This window comes from Xenorhabdus sp. KJ12.1 (assembly GCF_963876495.1).
Taxonomy (GTDB): Bacteria; Pseudomonadota; Gammaproteobacteria; order Enterobacterales; family Enterobacteriaceae; genus Xenorhabdus; species Xenorhabdus stockiae.
In genome coordinates this window covers 37,139-56,567 of the sequence record NZ_CAWNQH010000127.1, presented here as the reverse complement: position 1 = coordinate 56,567, position 19,429 = coordinate 37,139, and the positions used below count along the sequence as shown (strand labels likewise).

Genomic DNA, 19,429 nt, shown 5'->3' with positions numbered 1-19,429 from the left:
TAATTATCAGGAAGTTCAACATGGAAACGATACAGCACCCGACTCAACCTTTAACACAAGAAGAAGCACGTAAAATTATAGGTGAGGTTTTTATTTATCAGATGCCATTCAACCAACTTTTAGGACTTGAATTGATTCGTTTTGAGCAGGACTACGCAGAGCTTCAATTTTGCAATCAGGATAAACTATTGGGCAATATGGCTCAAAAGATCCTACACGGCGGAGCCATAGCTTCAATCCTTGATGTTGCAGGTGGTTTAGTCTGTGCCGGCGGTGCGCTGAACATGATGAAAACAATCACGCTTGAGGAAATAAAAAAGCGTCTACCCACTTTAGGTACGATAGACCTGCGTGTTGACTACCTGCGTCCCGGTCGTGGAGAAATATTTACGGCCAGCAGTAATATTATCCGTGCCGGCAATAAAGTATCTGTTGCCAGAATAGAATTACACAATGAAAAACAAGTGCATATTGCAAGTGCAACAGGGACTTATTTGGTTGGATGATGTTTAATATTGTTAAATAAAGGAATGTGATAAGGAATACATTCCTTTTTTCAGAAAAATTCACTTATAAGCCCATGAATTTTATTAAAACTGAATTATTCTATATCAGAAACTCTTTATATTTATTCTGCTTATTACTCTGCTACGTTTTATCCGATGAAAATTGAGTAATTATCTTCAATAAATCGTCATGCAGAAAAAATAATTGATTAAATAGCAAGGATTAATGTTTTTTTAATCAACCCATTATATTGCCCAAGTTAAATGATTTAATAATACCCCGCCATAATTTACTTTACGCAAACATATCTGGCCGCTATTTTGGATATTGTCAAAAAAGCATGTTATATCGCTGTTACACAGAATTCACGTTAATATTTGTTAACTTTTGTAATACCCAAAAAATCTCAGGAAATTATTTACTGAAATATCAATTAATAAAGATAACAAGGAGCAAACCATGAACCCAAGAACAAAAGCAGAACAAGAAATCCTCTCTGGGAAACCCATCTCTGCTGTTGTCTATATCTGGTATCCGTGTCAAAGATGGAAACTGGGACACACCGCTATTTATGTTGGTGGAGTACCCAAATATCCCTGGCCATCGGATTTCCCTGACAATCCAACGCCACAAAGTGAAAGAAGGCGTTCTGCCTCTTCTATTTTATCTAGAGTTGAAAGGCACCCGTCAAGAGAGTCTGTTTTTTCACGAGATTCCAGCCCTCCAGCGCCTTACAATGTGACCGAAAGAGACTGGCCTTCAGCATCTGTACAACATCCATCACGAACAACAGGTAATAACTATGTGAGTTTCGCTGGTGATGCCAATATACTCAGGGGAATTGTATCCAAGGCAGGAGTATTCGGGAATACTCAGGATGATTTCGCAGTACAGCCTCATTTGGAGTATTACCTCATTGGCTTAGATGTTGAAAAAATGCAGGCTAAAAAAAATGAAATCTATAGTGGAAAAACATATGGTAATCATCAAATCAGCCATAGCTATAATCTTGTTAACAAAAATTGTGCTGTAATGGTCGCCAGAATATTAAAAGCAGGAGATGTAGACAGTTTATTAACAAACATTCAGAAAATAGGATACGGAAAAAATATCTACTGGACACCGAAAGATATTGCACAGTTATGTAATCAATTAAGAAATAATGATTTTGCTGTCAAAGTGCGAGGGTTAGACTGCCCTGATAAATTTGGCTTGCCGATTAGAACAATGACAGGGTTCAGGTAATTTGATAGTGTAAAGATGTAAACTTTAATGACCACCCTGCTAGTTCTTATATTCCACCCACAATGCTAGAGATTGATTAAAAAAGTCAATTCATTACACTTCACTGGATTATCATCCTAAATAATTAAATAAATTCAGAGTTAAACACCAATTATACAGGGTGTAATTTTTTATTTATCATTCATACTATTAACCCCTTGTAAATTGGTTAACCCAGTGACACATTGTATGGCTCTATGGGCTAACATCTAATAAGCTCTTCTCATTTTTTTCTGAACACTCTCTGAACATTCAAGGATATTATGAACGAACCACAGACAGCCAAAGGTATTTTATATGCCTTAGGTGCTTACTTGATTTGGGGGTTGGCTCCCATCTATTTCAAAGAAATACAGTACGTGCCACCCGATGAAATCGTATCGCATCGTGTTATCTGGTCGGTTTTCTTTATGGTACTGATGCTGACAATAACTCGTCACTGGCGTCAGGTTTTGACTGTAATAAAGCAACCAAAGAATCTGCTGATATTAGGTATCACCGCCTTTACTATTGCCAGTAACTGGCTGGTTTATATCTGGGCAGTCAACAATAATCACATGCTGGAAGCAAGTCTTGGTTATTTTATCAATCCACTGGTCAGTGTGCTGTTTGCAATGATATTCCTCGGTGAGCGTTTCCGTCGTATGCAGTGGATTGCGGTAGGGCTGGCATTCACCGGTGTCTTTATTCAACTATGGCAATTTGGCTCTGTGCCTGTGATTGGCCTGTATCTGGCAACAACATTTGCCCTGTATGGCCTGATCCGTAAAAAGCTGGGCGTGGACGCACAAACCGGCATGTTGATTGAAACTATTTGGGTACTCCCGGTCGCACTGACTTACCTGCTGTTTTTCACTCATACCCCGACTAGCAATATGCTGAATAACACGATTTCCCTGAATCTATTGTTGGTTGCAGCGGGGATCATTACGACAATCCCATTGTTGTTTTTCACCGCTGCGGCGGCTCACCTGCGCTTATCCACGCTGGGCTTTTTCCAGTATCTTGCACCAACGTTGATGTTCCTGCTGGCGACACTGGTTTATGGTGAGAAAATTGGGTCAGACCGTCTGGTCACGTTTGGTTTTATCTGGGCAGCCCTGATTTTGTTTACGCTGGATGCGCTTTATACCCAACGCCGTTTGCGGAAGTAAATCGACATTATTACTGAACTGACCCGAAATCATCCTGATAAATAGGGTCAGTTCCTATTGCCCTTCTTCAATAATATCTGGACGTTCAGATAGAAAATTACCATCTGCTTTATCCTCAGATAAAAATGAATTCCAGTCAGATTTGAATGAACGTAACACTTTTATCTCAACAGTTGCCGGTTTATTTGTCCGCCTTTCATATAAGCAGATAATACGATTATTATCATCTTTAACAGAACCCAAGATTTTCAACGTAAATCTCCGGTATTAAGTGACAGGTGAGCCTGAGCCTCTAATAAACTTCGAGTCACAGTATAAAGATAAACTCCCCCAGAAACATAGCTGACTATGTAACTGGAGGCAGTAGAAGCCGCCAAAAGAGCGACTTAAAAAGTGAAAGCCGGAAAGATTACAGCCAGTTTTTCCGCTTAAAGTAGAGGTAAGGTGCCAGTCCCGCAGCGATCATCACACCAATCGCAGCCGGATAACCAAATGTCCAGTGTAATTCCGGCATAAACTCGAAGTTCATACCGTAGCTGGAAGCCACCAGCGTCGGGGGCAGGAACACGACAGAAACAACGGAGAATATCTTAATAATCCGGCTCTGTTCGATGTTAATAAAGCCCATCGCCGCCTGCATCAGGAAGTTAACTTTCTGGAACAGGGATTCGTTATGTGGCAACAGGGATTCGATATCCCGCAGGATTTCACGCGCCTGTTCTAACTGGTTAGCAGGCAAACGGGCACGGCGCACAAGGAAGTTAAGAGCGCGCTGGCTATCCATCAGACAAAGGCGCACTTTCCAGCCAATGTCTTCCTGCTCAGCAAGGTTAGACAGAGCTGAATCAAATTCATCCCCTTGTTTACCGTTCATAATGACCCGGCTCAGGGATTCCAGCACACTGTAGATATTTTCAATGACATCTGCCAACTGTTCGATCTTGGTTTCGAATAAGTCCAGCAGTAATTCATAAGCATTCCCGTCAACCATAGTCTGGTTGCGGGCGCGCATTCGGTATAATCGGAATGCAGGGAGTTCACGCTCTCGCAATGTGTAGAGACGACCGTCACGAATGGTAAATGCGACTGTCGAGTTGCCAGCATGGTCTTCGGCGTCTTCAAAATAGAAGAATGAGTGGACGTGCAGGCCATCTTCATCTTCAAAAAAACGCGCCGAAGCCTCGATATCATCCAGCTCAGTGCGGGTCGCCAGGATTTGTCCTAATTCGTTCTGAACCCGGAGTCGATCATCGTCTCCCAGCCCAACCAAATCTACCCACATGGAGTCGGATAATGTATCACCTTCTTCAAGTTCAAGACGGAGCAGGCGATTATTCTCTAATTTAAATGCGTTCAGCATGTACCATAAGTCTCCTTATACTCCCTACGTTCATCGTAAGGCGCGAATGTTACGCTTATACCCGTCGTATTTCAAACTGCCTCTTTGTTGAAATCCATAGGGTCTAGAAGAAAAAGCCTGTCAACATTCGACCGGATTATTATTGGCCGGTTTCAAGTCTGGCATAAGCGGCGACCAGCCACTTGATGCCTTCACCCTGAAACGCGATCTGCAAACGGCAATGCTCCCCACTGCCTTCAATATTAACAATCGTTCCTTCACCGAATTTAGGATGGCGGACTCGTTGCCCTAAAGCGTAGCCACTATCATTGGCACTGATCGGTGTTCCCAGCCGCTTATGGCTAACCGGTCGGGATACTGTTGCCCTCAGACGAACTTCAGTGACACATTCTGTCGGTAACTCACCGACAAAACGCGATGGGCGATGGTACACCTCTTTACCATATAAACGGCGACTTTCAGCATAAGTCAGCGTCAGTTTTTCCATTGCCCTTGTCACACCGACATAAGCCAGACGGCGCTCTTCTTCCAGACGCCCTCCTTCATCAATGGACATTTGGCTTGGAAACATCCCCTCTTCCATGCCAACAATAAAGACCTGCCTGAATTCGAGCCCTTTTGCCGAATGCAGGGTCATCAGCTGGACAGAATCCTGATAGGCATCAGCCTGCCCTTCACCTGCTTCAAGCGCCGCGTGAGACAGAAAAGCCTGCAACGGCATCATATCTTCGTCTTCATCCTGATAGCTGAACTGACGGGTCGCAGTAACCAGCTCCTCAAGGTTTTCGATACGCGCCTGTGCTTTCTCACCTTTTTCCTGTTGGTACATTGCCCACAGGCCAGAATCCCGGATAACCCGATCAGTCTGCACATGCAGCGACATTTCCTGTGTTTCCGTTTCCAGTGCGTTAATTAATTCGATAAAACGCTGTAAAGCTGATGCCGCCCGGCCTGCCAGTACCTTTTCCTGAATCAACAATTGACTGCTTTCCCAGAGTGTCTTCTGCTGATCCCGCGCCATCTGGCGCACAACATCAAGGGTTCTGTCGCCAATTCCCCGGGTCGGCGTATTCACTACTCTCTCAAAAGCCGCGTCATCATTACGGTTTGCCACTAAGCGCAGATAAGACAACGCATCTTTGATTTCCTGCCGTTCGAAGAAGCGCTGGCCACCATAGATCCGGTAAGGCATGGAAGCCTGTAACAATGCTTCTTCCAATACACGGGACTGAGCATTACTGCGATACAGGATAGCGCACTCTTTCAAAGCACCTCCGTTATCCAGCCAGTTCTTCAGGCGACTGACCACATAACGTGCCTCATCTAATTCATTAAAAGCCGAGTAAAGTGAGATAGGTTCTCCTTCACTGCCTTCTGTCCACAGATTTTTACCCAGACGATCGCTGTTATGTGCAATCAGGGCATTAGCGGCTTTAAGTATGTTACTGGTAGAACGGTAATTTTGTTCCAGACGAATAGTTTGCGCAGCGGGAAAATCCTTCAGGAAACGCTGGATGTTTTCGACCTGCGCCCCTCTCCAGCCATAAATAGACTGATCATCATCACCCACGATCATGACTCTGCCTAAATCGCCTGCTAACAGGCGTATCCATGCGTATTGAATACTGTTGGTATCCTGAAATTCGTCTACCAGAATATTAGTAAAACGATCGCGATAATGTTGCAATATTTGCGGTTTATTCAGCCACAGCTCATGAGCGCGTAACAGCAGCTCAGCAAAATCCACTAAACCGGCCCGATCGCAGGCTTCCTGATAGGCCTGATATATTTTCAGCCATGTAACTTCTACCGGATTGCCGTAGCTTTCAATGTGGCGAGGACGCAGGCCTTCATCTTTTTTACCGTTGATGTACCACATGCCCTGACGTGCAGGCCACTGTTTGTCATCCAGATTCATCGCCTTAATGATCCGCTTGATCAGACGCAGCTGATCATCACTGTCAAGAATCTGAAAGTCCTGAGGCAGATTGGCATCTAAATGATGGGCCCGCAGTAAACGATGAGCCAGACTATGGAATGTTCCAATCCACATACCGCCCTGACTGGTGCCGATCAGGTTTTCAATACGATGGCGCATTTCCGCTGCGGCTTTATTGGTAAATGTCACCGCCATAATGGAAAAAGGTGAGGCATGTTCAACTGACAGTAACCAGGCGATCCGGTGCACCAATACGCGGGTTTTACCACTACCGGCTCCCGCCAGTACCAGCATATTGGTACGGGGTGCTGCAACGGCTTCACGTTGTTTATCATTCAGGCTTTCGAGCAGATAAGAGACGTCCATAATTACCATCAGTTGTTAGCAATGACCGCTGTCACTGTTTTTCTATACCCTTCGTCTTTCAAGCTGCCTCTTTGTTGGCTACGCTCGTTCACCCCAGTCACATAGTTATTTATGCTCCTGGGGGCTCTCTCCCTTGCCGCCGCGATGCAACTCGAAATCCATTGGGTATATATAGATTTACAGTCTGAAATTATATCAGTGCGATCAGAGAATCCAAGTCAGAAATCTCAACATGTGGAACCAGTCGCCCTTCCGGTTCCTGCATGAGATTTTTATTTTCAATATTGATCCAGCAAGCCTGCATACCACTGCGAATCGCGCCTTCAACGTCTGTCTGCAAATTATCACCAACATGCAGGATTTGATTTGCCGGCAATGCCAGCCGTTCAGCCGCCAGATGGTACATATCCGGGTAAGGTTTAGAACGCCCGTCCACGCCGGCTTTGAGTACAAATTTGAAATAAGGGGCCAGACCACATTCAGCGGGTTCTGCATTACCATTCGTGATCGCCACCAGCGGTATTTTTTCTGCCAGTACCGATAAAGTGTTATGCGTGGATTCCGGTACTGTAATCTGATTACGCCAATAAGTGAAACAGGACATAATCTCATCCGCACCACGTACTGCTTCTTCACGATTAAAACCATGGTAGCTGAACATCAGCTCGGCAGATTGTCGACGCCATAATGTCACATCGTGGTATATTTCAGGCTCCATCTCAAGCACCGCCTGACGGTATACATACAGATCTTCACGGCAAAAATGGCTGAATTTGCTATCGTACTGCCTGATAAAACACAATACTTCTTTTTCGGTTCTGTCGATAACGGGATGATTATCGTAAAGTGTATCATCCAGATCGAATGTCATCGCCGCAAACGGCGTGAGAGGCCGATAAAAACGCATTATGATTTCCCTCTTTTTGCTCTGGGGTGAGCCACATCATAAACTTTGGCTAAGTGTTGAAAATCCAGATGGGTGTATATTTGGGTAGTCGATAAATTTGCATGGCCCAACAGCTCCTGCACTGCTCGGAGATCACCACTGGATTCCAGAATATGTGTCGCAAACGAATGACGCAGTTTATGGGGATGAATATGGCTGTTTACTCCCTGACGAATTCCCCATTGTTCAAATCGCTTTTGCACATTGCGAGTAGACATCCGTTTACCACTTTGGGTAGAAATGAAAACAGCATTATCTTCCGGTTCAAACAATTCCCGCATTACCAGCCAGCGTTGCAGCCATTCCAGTGCAGTTCTGCCGACAGGGACTTTACGCTCCTTACTGCCCTTACCATATACCCAGACTTCACCGTTTTCCAAATCCAGATGCCGGCAATCCAGCCCAACCAGCTCTGACAAACGTAAGCCCGCCCCATACATGACTTCCATCATTGTTCTGTCACGCACGGACAACGGATCATTCAGGTCAATATTGAGGAGCTGATTTACCTCATCGACATCCATGTTCTTAGGTAGATGCTGTTTTTTACGTGGCGTGCTAACAACTTTAGCCGGGTTAGCTTCCATTTTTCCCTGCGTTACCATCCAGTCAAGAAAACTGCGCAAGGAAGAAAGACGCAAGGCAAGGCTGGCAGACTGTAATCCAGCCCGACGACTACGGGTAGCGAACATTCTGACTTTGGTAACATCAAGTGCCTGCCACTCGGTTATTCCCATTTCCAGCGACATTTCGGCCAGCACCGCCAAATGCCGACGATAGTTGATTATTGTTATCGGGCTTAAACGGCGCTCAACCCGCAGGTAATGCAGGAAAGCCTCTACTGGCTCAAGGAGTGAATCAATTGGTTGGCTCATGCTCGCTCGATCCAACGGGACAGCAACCCCGGTAATAGTTTAGCTAACTGATCCAGCAGATCCGTTCCCATGCCCTCGTAATAATGTTGCTTGTCATGACTATTGAAGATCACCATGCCCAGCTCTCCCTGCATTCCTAAAAGAGACACTGCGACAGAACCGACATGACGGGCCTGAGGCATCAACAGTAAAATTTCCGGGCCATGTAACCGCCCAAGATAATGGTTACTGTCGCCGAATCGTTGAATACGGACAGACTCAAAAGCATTACGGGATATTGGCAAATCCGGTGCATTCAGAGGAGCACCAAGCAACCACTTATCAGAAAAAAGCCGGATATAGCAGTTACTCAGACCCAGTGTTTTAGCCCAGGCACTCAAATGGGAAAGAAAACCCTGCAAACTTTCGGCAGCAGAAAGTTCAGCAAGCAATTGCAGCAGGCGGTTAAACAGGATCTCATTCTGTTTTGCCTGCTCCACCAGATGTACCAGATCGTCTTCCAGATAACCGATCCGTTTTCTCTGACGGTTCATATGCCATTCCATCAGAGAAACACATTCACGTACCGGATGAGGAACCTGTATCCTGTCAACTGCATTAGCATTACGGATAAAAAAATTGGGGTTATTCAGCAGATAATCCACCACCATCTGATCATCCAACATGCTTTCAGTATGTAATGGTTCGTTTTCTTTACCCATTTTCCAATGCCTTATATTTCACAATTACAAGTGAATTGTACCGTCATAAACGTGAGTTGCAGGCCCGGTCTTATAAAGTGGCTGCCCCGGCCCATCCCAACGAATTTGCAAAGAACCACCGGGCAAATCAACACGGACCTGTTTATCCAGCAGACCTTGCTGAATACCAATCGCAACAGCCGCACACGCGCCACTGCCGCATGCCCGGGTTTCTCCGGCACCCCGTTCAAATACACGTAAACGGATATGGTTACGATTTACGACCTGCATAAAACCAACGTTTACTCTCTCAGGAAAACGTTCATGACGTTCCAGAACAGGGCCGAGTACCTCAACATCTGCCGTGTCCACATTATCAACCTGAATAACACAGTGGGGATTCCCCATTGATACGACACCGCAGAGCACAGTGCGCTCCATGACCCGGATGATATAAGTTTTCTCGGCTTTATTCGCGCGAAAGGGAACAGACTGAGGCTCAAAGACCGGTTCCCCCATATTGACACAGACCTGATCATCATGATTGATGCTCAGTACCATTTGGCCTGCCTGTGTACTGACTTTAATATCACGCTTATTCGTCAATCCCCGTAAACGAACAAAACGGGCAAAACAACGCGCCCCATTGCCACATTGAGATACTTCACTGCCATCCGCGTTAAAAATACGATAATGAAAATCTAAATCAGGATCATAGGGTGCTTCAACAACCAGCAGTTGATCAAATCCTACGCCAGTATGTCTATCTGACAACCGGCAGATTAATTCCGGTGAAAAATAAACATTCTGGGTTACTGCATCAACAACCATGAAATCATTGCCAAGACCATGCATTTTGGAGAATTGCATATACCACTCCAATGAAAGCCCATTACCAGCTCACGCTTATTGGGCACTCGCTGAGATATTGTTTTTAGAAGTATCGTTTTTATTAGACGTGCTGTCCTGAGAAACATGACCCGCAGGCTGTGTTTTATTAACTGAAACCTGAGGTGCCGCTGGCTCTGCCGGAGGGAAGTAGAGAGGACCTTTCAGGCCACAACCTGTAACAGAGAGTAATGTTATGATAGCAAGTGACCAACGGAATTGTTTGTTCATCATAATTAATGCCTGTGATTCATACGCCAATACTCTCTATAATCGCAGTTAGGCCCTGAAAAGCAAATAGGAAATGAATATGAACGATAGCGAATTTCATCAATTGGCCGATCAATTGATGTCACACATTGAAGAACAATTGGATAATTATGAAGGTGATGCAGATATTGACTGTGAAACCAATGGCGGTGTCATGACGCTGAGTTTTGATAATGGTAGCAAAATCATTATCAATCGACAGGAACCTTTTCATCAAATCTGGCTGGCAACTAAAAATGGAGGTTATCACTTCGATTATCGCGATAACCAATGGATTTGCGACCGTAGTGGCAACGACTTTCTTTCTATGTTGGGACAAGCAATCACCGAGCAGAGCGGCGAGCCTTTCCTGTTTTAGCTCGTTGCTATTTAGCTAGCTTTTATATAGAGCTGCAATTATCGGCATTTGTGCCGTATCGAAAATACGGCACTTTTATGACAAATATGTATGACAAACGCCCGGCTATTCCAGCGATAGCTCATTGAATTCAATAGTGGCAAGAATGGTACTGACTATTCGCCCTGATAGCTTCACCCGTCTCCAGCACGGTAACACTATCTGTCTCATGATCCAGCAGTGACTGCCCATCCATAAATGGAGCTACATGAGTACGTTCACCCTTCTTTATGATCTGATAGAACTGTGGCAGGTTAAAATTGATAAAACTGGAACCATAAGTGAATCGATCATGGGATGAAGAATAAAAACGGCTGACATCACGTACCAGCTCTTCTTTACTTCCTTCACAATGAGGGTAGATCTCTACCTTATTTGATTCATCAAGAATATAAATGTTAAAACCCTGAGTGCCCTCAATATTCTCAAAGAAAAACTGAATTATTCCCTCGCAGGCAAACCCATCAATAATAGAAGGTAGCTGTTTGTCTTTGTTATCAACTCTAATCGGTAAACCATGCAGCTTGGTATTTGAAATTGCATTGTAAAACTCAACCGCATTTTCCAGTTTTTGTACTGAGACATTCAACCGTTCAAAAAACAGCCCCCAAGTTTGACCGGAAATACGTAATACCTTACAGCGATCAAGATCCTGACGGTTACTGGAAAGACGTAATTCGATACACTCTGAAACCAATTGCCTGACACGGGTACAAATCAACCCACGCAAGTGCCGACTGTAACAAAAGACTTCAACGCTCGCTGGAGGTGCGGCGTCACGATGCATTTTGCCCAGAATGGTTTTCAGCGCTTCCAGCATGGATTGTTCACCATTAAAATGCAGCGTTCTCACTTCATTCCATGAATTACGGTAAAGCAGATCAATGCTGCTCACCATACACTGTTGTGATTCACCAAAACTCAGGATATCTAATTTTCTGAAATCAAAATGCACAATCTGATCGGAAAACCGGGTAGTTGGATCAGTTTCTAAATTAACAATAATTGCCAGATGGCGGATCTCACAGGGACTGTATAGTGCTTTTGGTGTCGGAGCAGGCAAACGAATCGGGAAATGAGTGGAAATATCATTGACTAAATCAGCCAAATTCTTCTTATCTGCCTGAGAATCACCATTGCGAATATAAAGGCGGGTTTTTTCCGTCAACAACCCGTTGAAATAGGTCCATGACACCAGCTTATTTAAATAACGATTATATTCCAGCGGCTGATGACCAATGATAGATTCTATTGTCGGAGCACGATTGTAAAGATACCAGCCACTGCGATTTGCCCGCCCCGGGGGAACATAAATAAATGTCAGATCCTGTTCTGACAGATCCGGTGAAATTTGTGGATTAACTAATGTGATTTTGCCGGGCAGTGCTTCAAACGCAGCATACAACTTACGAGTCAATACGCCGATGTCCTGCGGGCTAGCACTCACACTTAAATTGTTACGCCGGGCAAAACGGATAAGGTTGCGATAACTTTGCATCATGGTATCCAGCAACTCATTATGCGCTGTACGTACCTGCTCAATTTTCCATGAATTGCGGTTATTCAGTATCGCCAGTTTATCAGTATCCCATCCCCATTCCTGTACTAACTGAGCAATAACCTGCCGCCGCCATCCAGTACATCCCTGAGCACCGTCACTACTCTCAATTTTTTCACAAACTTTCAGATAAAAGCAGCGCCGGGCTAAATCCAGACGCGTCATATCGTTAGTCGCCGTCAGGTAATGGGTAACACGGTCAAGCATCATGCAATAAGCATCAAGACCATAAGAGATAATCAAGCCTTCATGGAAATGTTGCTTCATTTCTGTCGCCAGCAATTTACTGTTGGGGTATTCCCAGGAATAAGCTTCCAGCAACAGACTTTTCAATACGGCTTTATAAGGAGAATCGACACTTTTATAAAGCTGCCATAAACTGGCACCAAAATACTCTTCCGCCGATAATTCCGCCAACCCTCCGAGATCCAGCCACTCATTAGGTGTTAAAACCCCCTGAGCATATAAAGAGGTGACATAATCATCGTAATTCGCTTCTTCTTCTACAGGGACCATCGCCCATAGCAAGCGTTTACCTGCCATCCGAACCGCAGTGCGATAAAACTCATCCAGTAGAAGAATATACTGAGTTGAACCACAATCTTCGCCATTCAGACTGCCACTGGTATTATGGCGAAAACGATTCTCATCTATCAGAAAAAATGTAACCTCAATACCCAGTGAAGCGGCCCACTGTTGTATTAAACTGCATTTTTGTTCCAATGAATCTTTTTCGCTATTATCCAGCCATGATTGGTGGCAAACCCAAATATCTAAGTCAGAAGAGCAGCTTTGCCCGATAGAAGAGGTGCTGCCCATCGAGTAAATACCCGCAATTGGCAATTCACCATTAGAGGAATGAGATAAAACACCAGCTGGCTGGTATTCCATATCGTTAATCCAAAATAGCTGGGTTTCATCAGGTTTAAAAAAACAAACGCCATGAGGAACGTCGTTTTCGATATAACCCGGCATCATTGGGTGATGATAATGTAATAATACTGGAATTAAATTATAAACCTGCTTAAACGTGGCACTCATCGAGTCAGTCGCACGCTCTAACCTAAGCTGATTAATTGCATCCAGCCGCTGCTTCAGCGTTTCAATATAAAGATACAAGTGTTTTGCCTGCTTCAGTTTCAGTGCTTACAATCGCCAGTTTCCACTAAGGCCCAGCGCCCGCTAACGCTTTATTCCTGTTAACGTGCAATTTACAAAAATTATTTTTAGATTTCTTTACTAACTTATTTGTCGGAAACGTGATCAATTTAACACCTTGCAGCTAAAGCGTAAAGCCCGCAATACCACTTTTTCGCCTGTCCTACAACCCCAAATAATCAATTAACCCTTTGTAAAATATTAAGTTAATCACAAATTTGAGACTAAAATATGTTTTTTGAAATAGATTTTATATTCATCTAATTTCTATATTGCTCAGATAACATATTGTAAACAGTGAATTTTAGATAACCATTTGATTAATTTTAATTGATAAACATCTTTATATTTTTTCACAACAGATAAATGACAAATAGGAATTTGATTTTAAATCAATCTTTTTGTTTATTTTCTCTATTTAGTTAAAATATTATTTTAATATTTAAAATTATTTTTACCAATTAAGACTGTATATTTATATACTATTCGAGTTTTTCTTAACTGGAAAAAACATTATCGAAGTGTTAAAAGAGATCTATTTTTACGGTTCTACTTTTCACTTCTGAGGTTAAAAACCTCCAATTGCCGTTAATTAATACAATTATCCAATACTATTATCCATGACAATGAAAACCATTCGCATTGCGACTCGCCAAAGCCCTCTGGCTATGTGGCAAGCTCGATATGTTCAAAAACAACTAAAACATTTTCATCCTGATTTGCAGGTTGAATTAATTCCTATGACCACCCGTGGAGATATAATTCTTGATACCCCTCTCGCCAAGGTTGGTGGCAAAGGGTTATTTGTAAAAGAGCTGGAACTGGCAATGCTTGAAAATCGCGCTGATATTGCCGTTCATTCCATGAAAGATGTCCCAGTCGAATTTCCTGATGGTTTGGGATTGGTCACAATCTGTGAAAGGGAAGATCCACGAGATGCTTTTGTTTCAGTAGAATACGCCTCACTCGATGACCTCCCAATCGGCAGTATCGTCGGCACATCCAGTTTGCGCCGCCAGTGTCAGCTACGCCAGCTTCGTCCTGACCTTGTGATCCGTGACTTACGTGGCAACGTTGGCACCCGTTTAAGCAAACTGGACAAGGGTGATTATGATGCAATTATCCTTGCGGCTGCCGGGCTGAAAAGATTAGGGCTGGAAGATCGCATCCGGATGCCACTCGCGCCGGAATTACTGCTTCCGGCTGTCGGGCAAGGTGCCGTTGGTATCGAGTGCCGTCTGGATGACATGCAGACTCGTGAGTTACTTGCGCCTTTAAATCATAAAAACACGGAAATTTGTGTCCTCGCTGAACGAGCCATGAATACCCGTCTGGAAGGGGGATGTCAGGTTCCTATTGGTAGTTATGCCATCTGGCAGGGCGATAATATCTGGCTACGAGCGCTTGTTGGCGCACCTGATGGCAGTAACATCATCCGGGGCGAAAGAACTATTTGTAGTGAAAGAACTAGCTGTAGTAAAAGCACCATCAGCAGTGATAAAGCAATATCATCCGAAGAAGCTTGTCAGGCGGGTATTTCACTGGCCGAAGAATTATTGGAGAAAGGTGCCCGCCAGATTCTGGCTGACGTTTATCAGAGAGATCTACCTGCATGAGTATCTTAATCACCCGCCCTGCCCCCGCAGGAGAAGAATTGGTTAATCGGTTGACAGCTGCTGGTAAAACGGCATTCAGTGCGCCACTTATTTCAATTCACCCGGGGGCGGATTTGCCCTTGCTGTCTCATAAACTGCAAAGGCTAACGGCAGGTGATTTTGTTTTTCTGCTATCCAAAAATGCCGTTCATTATGCCTGTGAGCAGCTTGGACAAGATAGCCTGTCATGGTCTGACAGACTATCTTATTATGGTATCGGTAAATCAACTTCCCAGTTTTTTCATCAAAAAACAGGGAAAAACATTCTCTGGCCAGAGCAGGGAGAAACAAGTGAAGATTTACTGCAACTCCCCTCCTTGCAGCAGGTGGAGAATAAAAAAGTTTTATTACTCCGGGGTAATGGTGGCCGTGAAGTGATCTCTTCAACCCTGCGGGCAAGAGGAGCAGAAGTCGACTACTGTGAATGCTATGCACGTCGAGCTGTCAAATATCACTCAGCTGAGTTCAGTCATTACTGGCAGCGGTGTGGTATAAAAACCCTCGTTGTTACCAGTGGCGAAATGTTACGACTGTTATATAACTTAGTTATTGAAGGTGATAGCACTGAAGGTAACGCTAATGATAGTAGTAATAGCAAAGCGTGGTTATTAAATTGCCGATTGATTGTGGTCAGTGAGCGCCTCGCCAGTATCGCCCGTACACTGGGCTGGCAAGTAATAAAAGTAGCCAAGAGTGCAGATAATGACGCCTTAATGCAGGCGCTGGAATAAACCAATATGGGATGTCCATTATGACGGAACAAAAGAAATCCACTAATGCGGTTGAGACACAACACCCTCAGCAGCCTGAAAAGGCTCCTCGCAAATCCAGAAATTATGGATGGGTGGGCAGTGCTATCTCAATTGCCATTGCCTTGGCAGTAGGCACCGGTGGGCTTTATCTTTATTATCACAATAAACAACAGAACGAGGCATTAAGAACCGCAAACCTCAATCTGCAAACTCAGGTTGCTTCCCTCATACAACAGCAATCTGTCGATAAGCAGGATGCTGATAGCAAAATTGAACAGTTAAAACAGGGCTTGCAGAAAGAAGGGACGAAAAACCAGCAACAAATCCAACAAGTAGACAGCCACATGGCAGAACTTCGAGATAGAGTTTCTGCTGTTACGAATTCTGACGTTGAGAACTGGCGTCTGGCACAAGCCAATTTTCTTGTGAAAATGGCCAGCCGCAAGATATGGGGTGATCAGGATATCGCCACCGCCATTGCATTGCTAAAAGATGCTGACAACAGTCTTGCGGATATGAATGACTCCAGCTTAATGCCTGCCCGTTCAGCGATTAAGACAGATATGGATACGCTGTCCAAAATTAAACAAGTCGATCTGGATGGTATCATCCTGAACCTGAATAACTTATCAAATCAGGTAGATAACTTACCGTTGGTTGATAAAGTGGAACAGGGTAAACCCATGGATGAAGACGGTAAAGAGATCAGTGCTTCACTCTCTGACTGGCGTCAGAACCTGAGCAAAAGCTGGCACAGTTTTATGGATAACTTCATCACTATCAGACCGCGTGATGGCTCCAAAGAGCCTTTGTTAGCACCAAAGCAGGAAATCTACCTGCGAGAAAATATTCGCTCTAAACTGTTAATTGCAGCCCAGGCGGTTCCCCGCCGACAAATTGATACTTATCGAGACTCACTAGAATCTGTTTCAACCTGGGTGAATGCTTATTTTGATACCTCATTGCCAGACACAATTACCTTTCTGGAAGAAGTGAAAACGCTGGAAAAACAGCCTCTTTCCATTGAAATGCCTGAACAATTAAGCAGCCAGCCCATTCTGGCCGATTTAGTACGTAAGCGTATCTATCAGCCGGCTTCTCAACCTCTGCCGGAAGCCCAGCATCAGACAAAACCTGAAGATGCCCCCGTTCAGGCGGAAACACCTGCTCAGGAGGGCTGAATATGCTGAAAATATTATTATTGTTTGTCATTCTTATTATCGGTGTTGTTCTCGGCCCTTTCCTGTCCGGGCATCAGGGATACGTTCTTATCCAGACCGACAATTACGATATCACTACCAGCGTGACCGGTTTAGTGATCATGTTCCTTCTGCTGCAATTCCTGCTGATTTTTATCGGCTGGTGCTACCGTAGATTAAAACGCACCAGCACTTTTACCCATAGCTGGATTTTTGGCGGGTATAAGCGTAAGCGCGCCCGTTTACAAACCAGACAAGCATTACTCAAGCTGGCTGAAGGGGACTTCAAACAGGTTGAACATTTAATGACACGTAATGCTGATCATGCTGAAGACCCTGTCGTTAACTACCTGCTTGCTGCAGAAGCGGCGCAGCAACGAGGGGATTATTTCCGCACCAATCAATATATCGAGCGTGCCGCCGAAGTTGCGGATAAAGACCAACTGCCTGTCGATATTACCCGCACACGTATCCAGTTAGCACAAGGGGAAACCCATGCAGCACGTAACAGTGTAGATAAGTTACTGGATACCGCACCGAGACATCCGGAAGTGTTACGGCTGGCTGAACAGGCATATATGCGCTCAGGAGCCTACCAGTCGCTGATTGATATTTTACCGGCGATCAAGAAAGTGGGCCTGCATGACGAAGAACAAATGTCTCAATTGCATCAGCAAGCGTATATCGGGCTGATGAATCAGGTCATGGCAGAAAAAGGCAATGCCGGATTAAAAGCATGGTGGAAAGATCAACACCGCAAGATCCGCAATGAAACAGCGCTACAGGTTGCGATGGCTGAACATCTGATCGAGTGTAATGATCATGAAACTGCACAGCGAATTATTCTCGACGGATTAAAGCAACAATATGATGAGCGTCTGTTACTGCTGCTTCCTCACTTAAAAGCGGGCAATTCCGAGGTCGTGCAAAAATCACTGTCACATTTACTGAAGCAACATGGTGAAACACCTCTGCTTAACAGTACATTGGGGCAAGTAGCATTACGTCACGGCGAGTGGGCTAAAGCAGAAACAGCATTTAAAGCAGCCCTTGAGCAGCGTCCTGATGCCCATGATTACGCCTGGCTTGCTGATGCGCTGGATAGGCTGCATAAACGTGAAGAAGCAGCTCAAATACGTACTAAAGGCTTTATGCTGACACTGAAACGAGAAAGTACCTCGGAAGAAGCTTAACCTTTAGAAATTTGTCATGATTAACAATTAAGACAGGGATATCACCGTTAATCATGGCAAAAATACGGATCAAGATGACGAAGAGAAAATAACAGGCAAAAAAAACACCTGTCACAATAAAAGACAGGTGCATAAATACAATCAGGTCTACAGACGGATAGTGCCTCACTCAACGTTATGTCCGGTTCGTGATGAAAAGACAATTGCTTACTCATCTATAACATGGACCATAGGCACCAGCATCAGCTCTACATCATCCCGAGGTTTATGAAGCTATGCTGTCATAAGGAGTGGGATGAGCATCTACGATTTTACTAATGCATTTTTCATGCCAGATTTTCTCCTCACCCAATTCTGGGCGCATAAATAACTCTATGGCCTAAATCTAAAGTTCACTCGATGAAAAAACAGCATAAGAGACAAAATAAATAAGCTGGCTTTCCACAAAGTACGCCAAATACCGTCTCTCATTTGAGACACCAATTCAGCATCTAAATTACACTCAAATATAATCAAATAGTTACACGTCTCCAATTAGAGACAGTAAAGGGTATCGTTTGTCGTTGAAATATAACACTGAGATTAAAACAATTTTAAAAACAAAAAGTTAATAAAATTGCAAACTCATAAAAACAATCTGTTTCAAAAGAATCGAGTATCAGAAAAGTAAAGGAGATTTAGGGAAAGGAAAATATTTTTTATTTTCCTTAAATACAATAAGAAAAGCCCTGCTTAAAGCAGGGCTTTTCTTAAGAATCTGGTCGGCGAGAGAGGATTCGAACCTCCGACCCACTGGTCCCAAACCAGTTGCGCTACCAAGCTGCGCTACTCGCCGAAATATTTTTTAAAGCTAAGATACTCGTTTTCTTTTTTATGGTGCGAAGGGGGGGACTTGAACCCCCACGTCCGTTAGGACACTAACACCTGAAGCTAGCGCGTCTACCAATTCCGCCACCCTCGCAATGTCATAAAAAAGATGGGGTGGCTAACGAGACTCGAACTCGCGACGACTGGAATCACAATCCAGGGCTCTACCAACTGAGCTATAGCCACCATAACATATCTTTTATTACTGCTTACAACGCCGTACCACGATAACCCATTGTCACTGCTCTTGCACGCTTTAAATGGCGCGCCCGACAGGATTCGAACCTGAGACCTCTGCCTCCGGAGGGCAGCGCTCTATCCAGCTGAGCTACGGGCGCTTAACGCCGTTGCGGTGGAGGATAGTACGGATTTAATCTCCAA

The 19,429-nt window shown here is 44.2% G+C and carries 17 protein-coding genes and 4 tRNA genes; 8 read left to right on the top strand and 13 right to left on the bottom strand.

The features are described from left to right. The first annotated feature begins 20 nt into the window (after positions 1–20). From AACS92_RS20215 to rarD, 3 genes are all read left to right on the top strand, one after another. Positions 21–506, top strand: a complete 486-nt coding sequence (locus AACS92_RS20215) for a thioesterase family protein (protein WP_099109331.1) — start codon at positions 21–23, stop codon at positions 504–506. 460 nt (positions 507–966) lie between these two features. Beyond that, a complete protein-coding gene (locus AACS92_RS20210; protein ID WP_099109330.1) occupies positions 967–1,752 on the top strand; it encodes a hypothetical protein in 786 nt (261 codons plus the stop codon). A gap of 302 nt (positions 1,753–2,054) precedes the next feature. Then, positions 2,055–2,945, top strand: coding sequence for an EamA family transporter RarD (gene rarD, locus AACS92_RS20205; protein ID WP_099109329.1), 891 nt, complete (start codon positions 2,055–2,057; stop codon positions 2,943–2,945). Between the two features lie 54 nt (positions 2,946–2,999). Here the strand turns inward: rarD and AACS92_RS20200 are convergent, their stop codons facing one another. The 8 genes from AACS92_RS20200 to lptM all read right to left on the bottom strand — a co-directional run bounded on the left by AACS92_RS20200 (position 3,000) and on the right by lptM (position 10,233). Continuing rightward, entirely contained in the window at positions 3,000–3,197 is a 198-nt protein-coding gene (locus AACS92_RS20200; protein WP_099109328.1) for an AbrB family transcriptional regulator, read from the bottom strand. A 157-nt stretch (positions 3,198–3,354) separates the two neighbouring features. Next, positions 3,355–4,305 (bottom strand): magnesium/cobalt transporter CorA, encoded by a 951-nt coding sequence (gene corA, locus AACS92_RS20195; RefSeq protein WP_099109327.1) that lies wholly within the window; start codon positions 4,303–4,305, stop codon positions 3,355–3,357. 139 nt (positions 4,306–4,444) lie between these two features. After that, positions 4,445–6,610 carry a DNA helicase II gene (gene uvrD, locus AACS92_RS20190; protein ID WP_445286140.1) on the bottom strand — a complete coding sequence of 722 codons (2,166 nt, stop codon included), beginning with the start codon at positions 6,608–6,610 and terminating at the stop codon, positions 4,445–4,447. A 190-nt stretch (positions 6,611–6,800) separates the two neighbouring features. Beyond that, positions 6,801–7,517, bottom strand: a complete 717-nt coding sequence (gene yigB, locus AACS92_RS20185; RefSeq protein ID WP_099109325.1) for a 5-amino-6-(5-phospho-D-ribitylamino)uracil phosphatase YigB — start codon at positions 7,515–7,517, stop codon at positions 6,801–6,803. Then, positions 7,517–8,431, bottom strand: a complete 915-nt coding sequence (xerC, locus tag AACS92_RS20180) for a tyrosine recombinase XerC (RefSeq protein ID WP_099109324.1) — start codon at positions 8,429–8,431, stop codon at positions 7,517–7,519. Before xerC ends, yigB begins: the two co-directional genes overlap by 1 nt. Then, positions 8,428–9,132, bottom strand: coding sequence for a DUF484 domain-containing protein (locus AACS92_RS20175; RefSeq protein ID WP_099109323.1), 705 nt, complete (start codon positions 9,130–9,132; stop codon positions 8,428–8,430). Before AACS92_RS20175 ends, xerC begins: the two co-directional genes overlap by 4 nt. Before the next feature lie 24 nt (positions 9,133–9,156). Continuing rightward, on the bottom strand, positions 9,157–9,981 hold the full coding sequence (gene dapF / locus AACS92_RS20170; RefSeq protein WP_099109322.1) for a diaminopimelate epimerase: 825 nt from the start codon (positions 9,979–9,981) through the stop codon (positions 9,157–9,159). Between the two features lie 36 nt (positions 9,982–10,017). Beyond that, positions 10,018–10,233: an LPS translocon maturation chaperone LptM gene (gene lptM, locus AACS92_RS20165; RefSeq protein WP_241537915.1), complete on the bottom strand. Its 216-nt coding sequence runs from the start codon at positions 10,231–10,233 to the stop codon at positions 10,018–10,020. 76 nt (positions 10,234–10,309) lie between these two features. Here lptM and cyaY point away from each other — a divergent pair, with 76 nt between their 5' ends. Continuing rightward, positions 10,310–10,627 (top strand): iron donor protein CyaY, encoded by a 318-nt coding sequence (gene cyaY, locus AACS92_RS20160; RefSeq protein ID WP_099109321.1) that lies wholly within the window; start codon positions 10,310–10,312, stop codon positions 10,625–10,627. A 130-nt stretch (positions 10,628–10,757) separates the two neighbouring features. Here the strand turns inward: cyaY and AACS92_RS20155 are convergent, their stop codons facing one another. Beyond that, positions 10,758–13,343 carry a class I adenylate cyclase gene (locus AACS92_RS20155; RefSeq protein WP_099109320.1) on the bottom strand — a complete coding sequence of 862 codons (2,586 nt, stop codon included), beginning with the start codon at positions 13,341–13,343 and terminating at the stop codon, positions 10,758–10,760. A 659-nt stretch (positions 13,344–14,002) separates the two neighbouring features. On the opposite strand from AACS92_RS20155, the gene hemC reads away from it, so the two are divergent. Genes hemC through hemY form a run of 4 tightly spaced genes read left to right on the top strand, consistent with a single transcriptional unit; the run spans position 14,003 to position 18,181 of the window. Further along, the gene (gene hemC / locus AACS92_RS20150; RefSeq protein ID WP_099109319.1) at positions 14,003–14,998 is read left to right on the top strand and encodes a hydroxymethylbilane synthase; all 996 of its coding nucleotides are present in this window, start codon (positions 14,003–14,005) and stop codon (positions 14,996–14,998) included. Then, on the top strand, positions 14,995–15,768 hold the full coding sequence (gene hemD / locus AACS92_RS20145; protein WP_099109318.1) for a uroporphyrinogen-III synthase: 774 nt from the start codon (positions 14,995–14,997) through the stop codon (positions 15,766–15,768). The genes hemC and hemD overlap by 4 nt, the downstream gene beginning before the upstream one ends. A gap of 20 nt (positions 15,769–15,788) precedes the next feature. Further along, complete coding sequence (gene hemX, locus AACS92_RS20140) at positions 15,789–16,970, top strand: uroporphyrinogen-III C-methyltransferase (protein ID WP_099109317.1); 1,182 nt, start codon at positions 15,789–15,791, stop codon at positions 16,968–16,970. A 2-nt stretch (positions 16,971–16,972) separates the two neighbouring features. Continuing rightward, positions 16,973–18,181 carry a protoheme IX biogenesis protein HemY gene (hemY, locus tag AACS92_RS20135; RefSeq protein WP_099109316.1) on the top strand — a complete coding sequence of 403 codons (1,209 nt, stop codon included), beginning with the start codon at positions 16,973–16,975 and terminating at the stop codon, positions 18,179–18,181. A 758-nt stretch (positions 18,182–18,939) separates the two neighbouring features. On the opposite strand, the gene AACS92_RS20130 is transcribed toward hemY, so the two are convergent. From AACS92_RS20130 to AACS92_RS20115, 4 genes are all read right to left on the bottom strand, one after another. Further along, positions 18,940–19,016, bottom strand: a tRNA-Pro gene (locus tag AACS92_RS20130). A 39-nt stretch (positions 19,017–19,055) separates the two neighbouring features. Beyond that, positions 19,056–19,142: transfer RNA gene (locus AACS92_RS20125), tRNA-Leu, on the bottom strand. A gap of 16 nt (positions 19,143–19,158) precedes the next feature. Beyond that, positions 19,159–19,234, bottom strand: a tRNA-His gene (locus AACS92_RS20120). 75 nt (positions 19,235–19,309) lie between these two features. Then, positions 19,310–19,386, bottom strand: a tRNA-Arg gene (locus tag AACS92_RS20115). Positions 19,387–19,429 lie beyond the last annotated feature (43 nt).

Excerpts from the sequence above, each read along its gene's own strand:
- rarD (WP_099109329.1), top strand. The coding sequence starts at position 2,055 with ATGAACGAACCACAGACAGCCAAAGGTATTTTATATGCCTTAGGTGCT.
- lptM (WP_241537915.1), bottom strand. The coding sequence starts at position 10,233 with ATGATGAACAAACAATTCCGTTGGTCACTTGCTATCATAACATTACTC.
- hemC (WP_099109319.1), top strand. The coding sequence starts at position 14,003 with ATGACAATGAAAACCATTCGCATTGCGACTCGCCAAAGCCCTCTGGCT.
- dapF (WP_099109322.1), bottom strand. The coding sequence starts at position 9,981 with ATGCAATTCTCCAAAATGCATGGTCTTGGCAATGATTTCATGGTTGTT.
- uvrD (WP_445286140.1), bottom strand. The coding sequence starts at position 6,610 with ATGGACGTCTCTTATCTGCTCGAAAGCCTGAATGATAAACAACGTGAA.
- AACS92_RS20210 (WP_099109330.1), top strand. The coding sequence starts at position 967 with ATGAACCCAAGAACAAAAGCAGAACAAGAAATCCTCTCTGGGAAACCC.
- xerC (WP_099109324.1), bottom strand. The coding sequence starts at position 8,431 with ATGAGCCAACCAATTGATTCACTCCTTGAGCCAGTAGAGGCTTTCCTG.
- AACS92_RS20215 (WP_099109331.1), top strand. The coding sequence starts at position 21 with ATGGAAACGATACAGCACCCGACTCAACCTTTAACACAAGAAGAAGCA.
- corA (WP_099109327.1), bottom strand. The coding sequence starts at position 4,305 with ATGCTGAACGCATTTAAATTAGAGAATAATCGCCTGCTCCGTCTTGAA.
- cyaY (WP_099109321.1), top strand. The coding sequence starts at position 10,310 with ATGAACGATAGCGAATTTCATCAATTGGCCGATCAATTGATGTCACAC.
- hemX (WP_099109317.1), top strand. The coding sequence starts at position 15,789 with ATGACGGAACAAAAGAAATCCACTAATGCGGTTGAGACACAACACCCT.
- hemY (WP_099109316.1), top strand. The coding sequence starts at position 16,973 with ATGCTGAAAATATTATTATTGTTTGTCATTCTTATTATCGGTGTTGTT.
- hemD (WP_099109318.1), top strand. The coding sequence starts at position 14,995 with ATGAGTATCTTAATCACCCGCCCTGCCCCCGCAGGAGAAGAATTGGTT.
- AACS92_RS20175 (WP_099109323.1), bottom strand. The coding sequence starts at position 9,132 with ATGGGTAAAGAAAACGAACCATTACATACTGAAAGCATGTTGGATGAT.
- yigB (WP_099109325.1), bottom strand. The coding sequence starts at position 7,517 with ATGCGTTTTTATCGGCCTCTCACGCCGTTTGCGGCGATGACATTCGAT.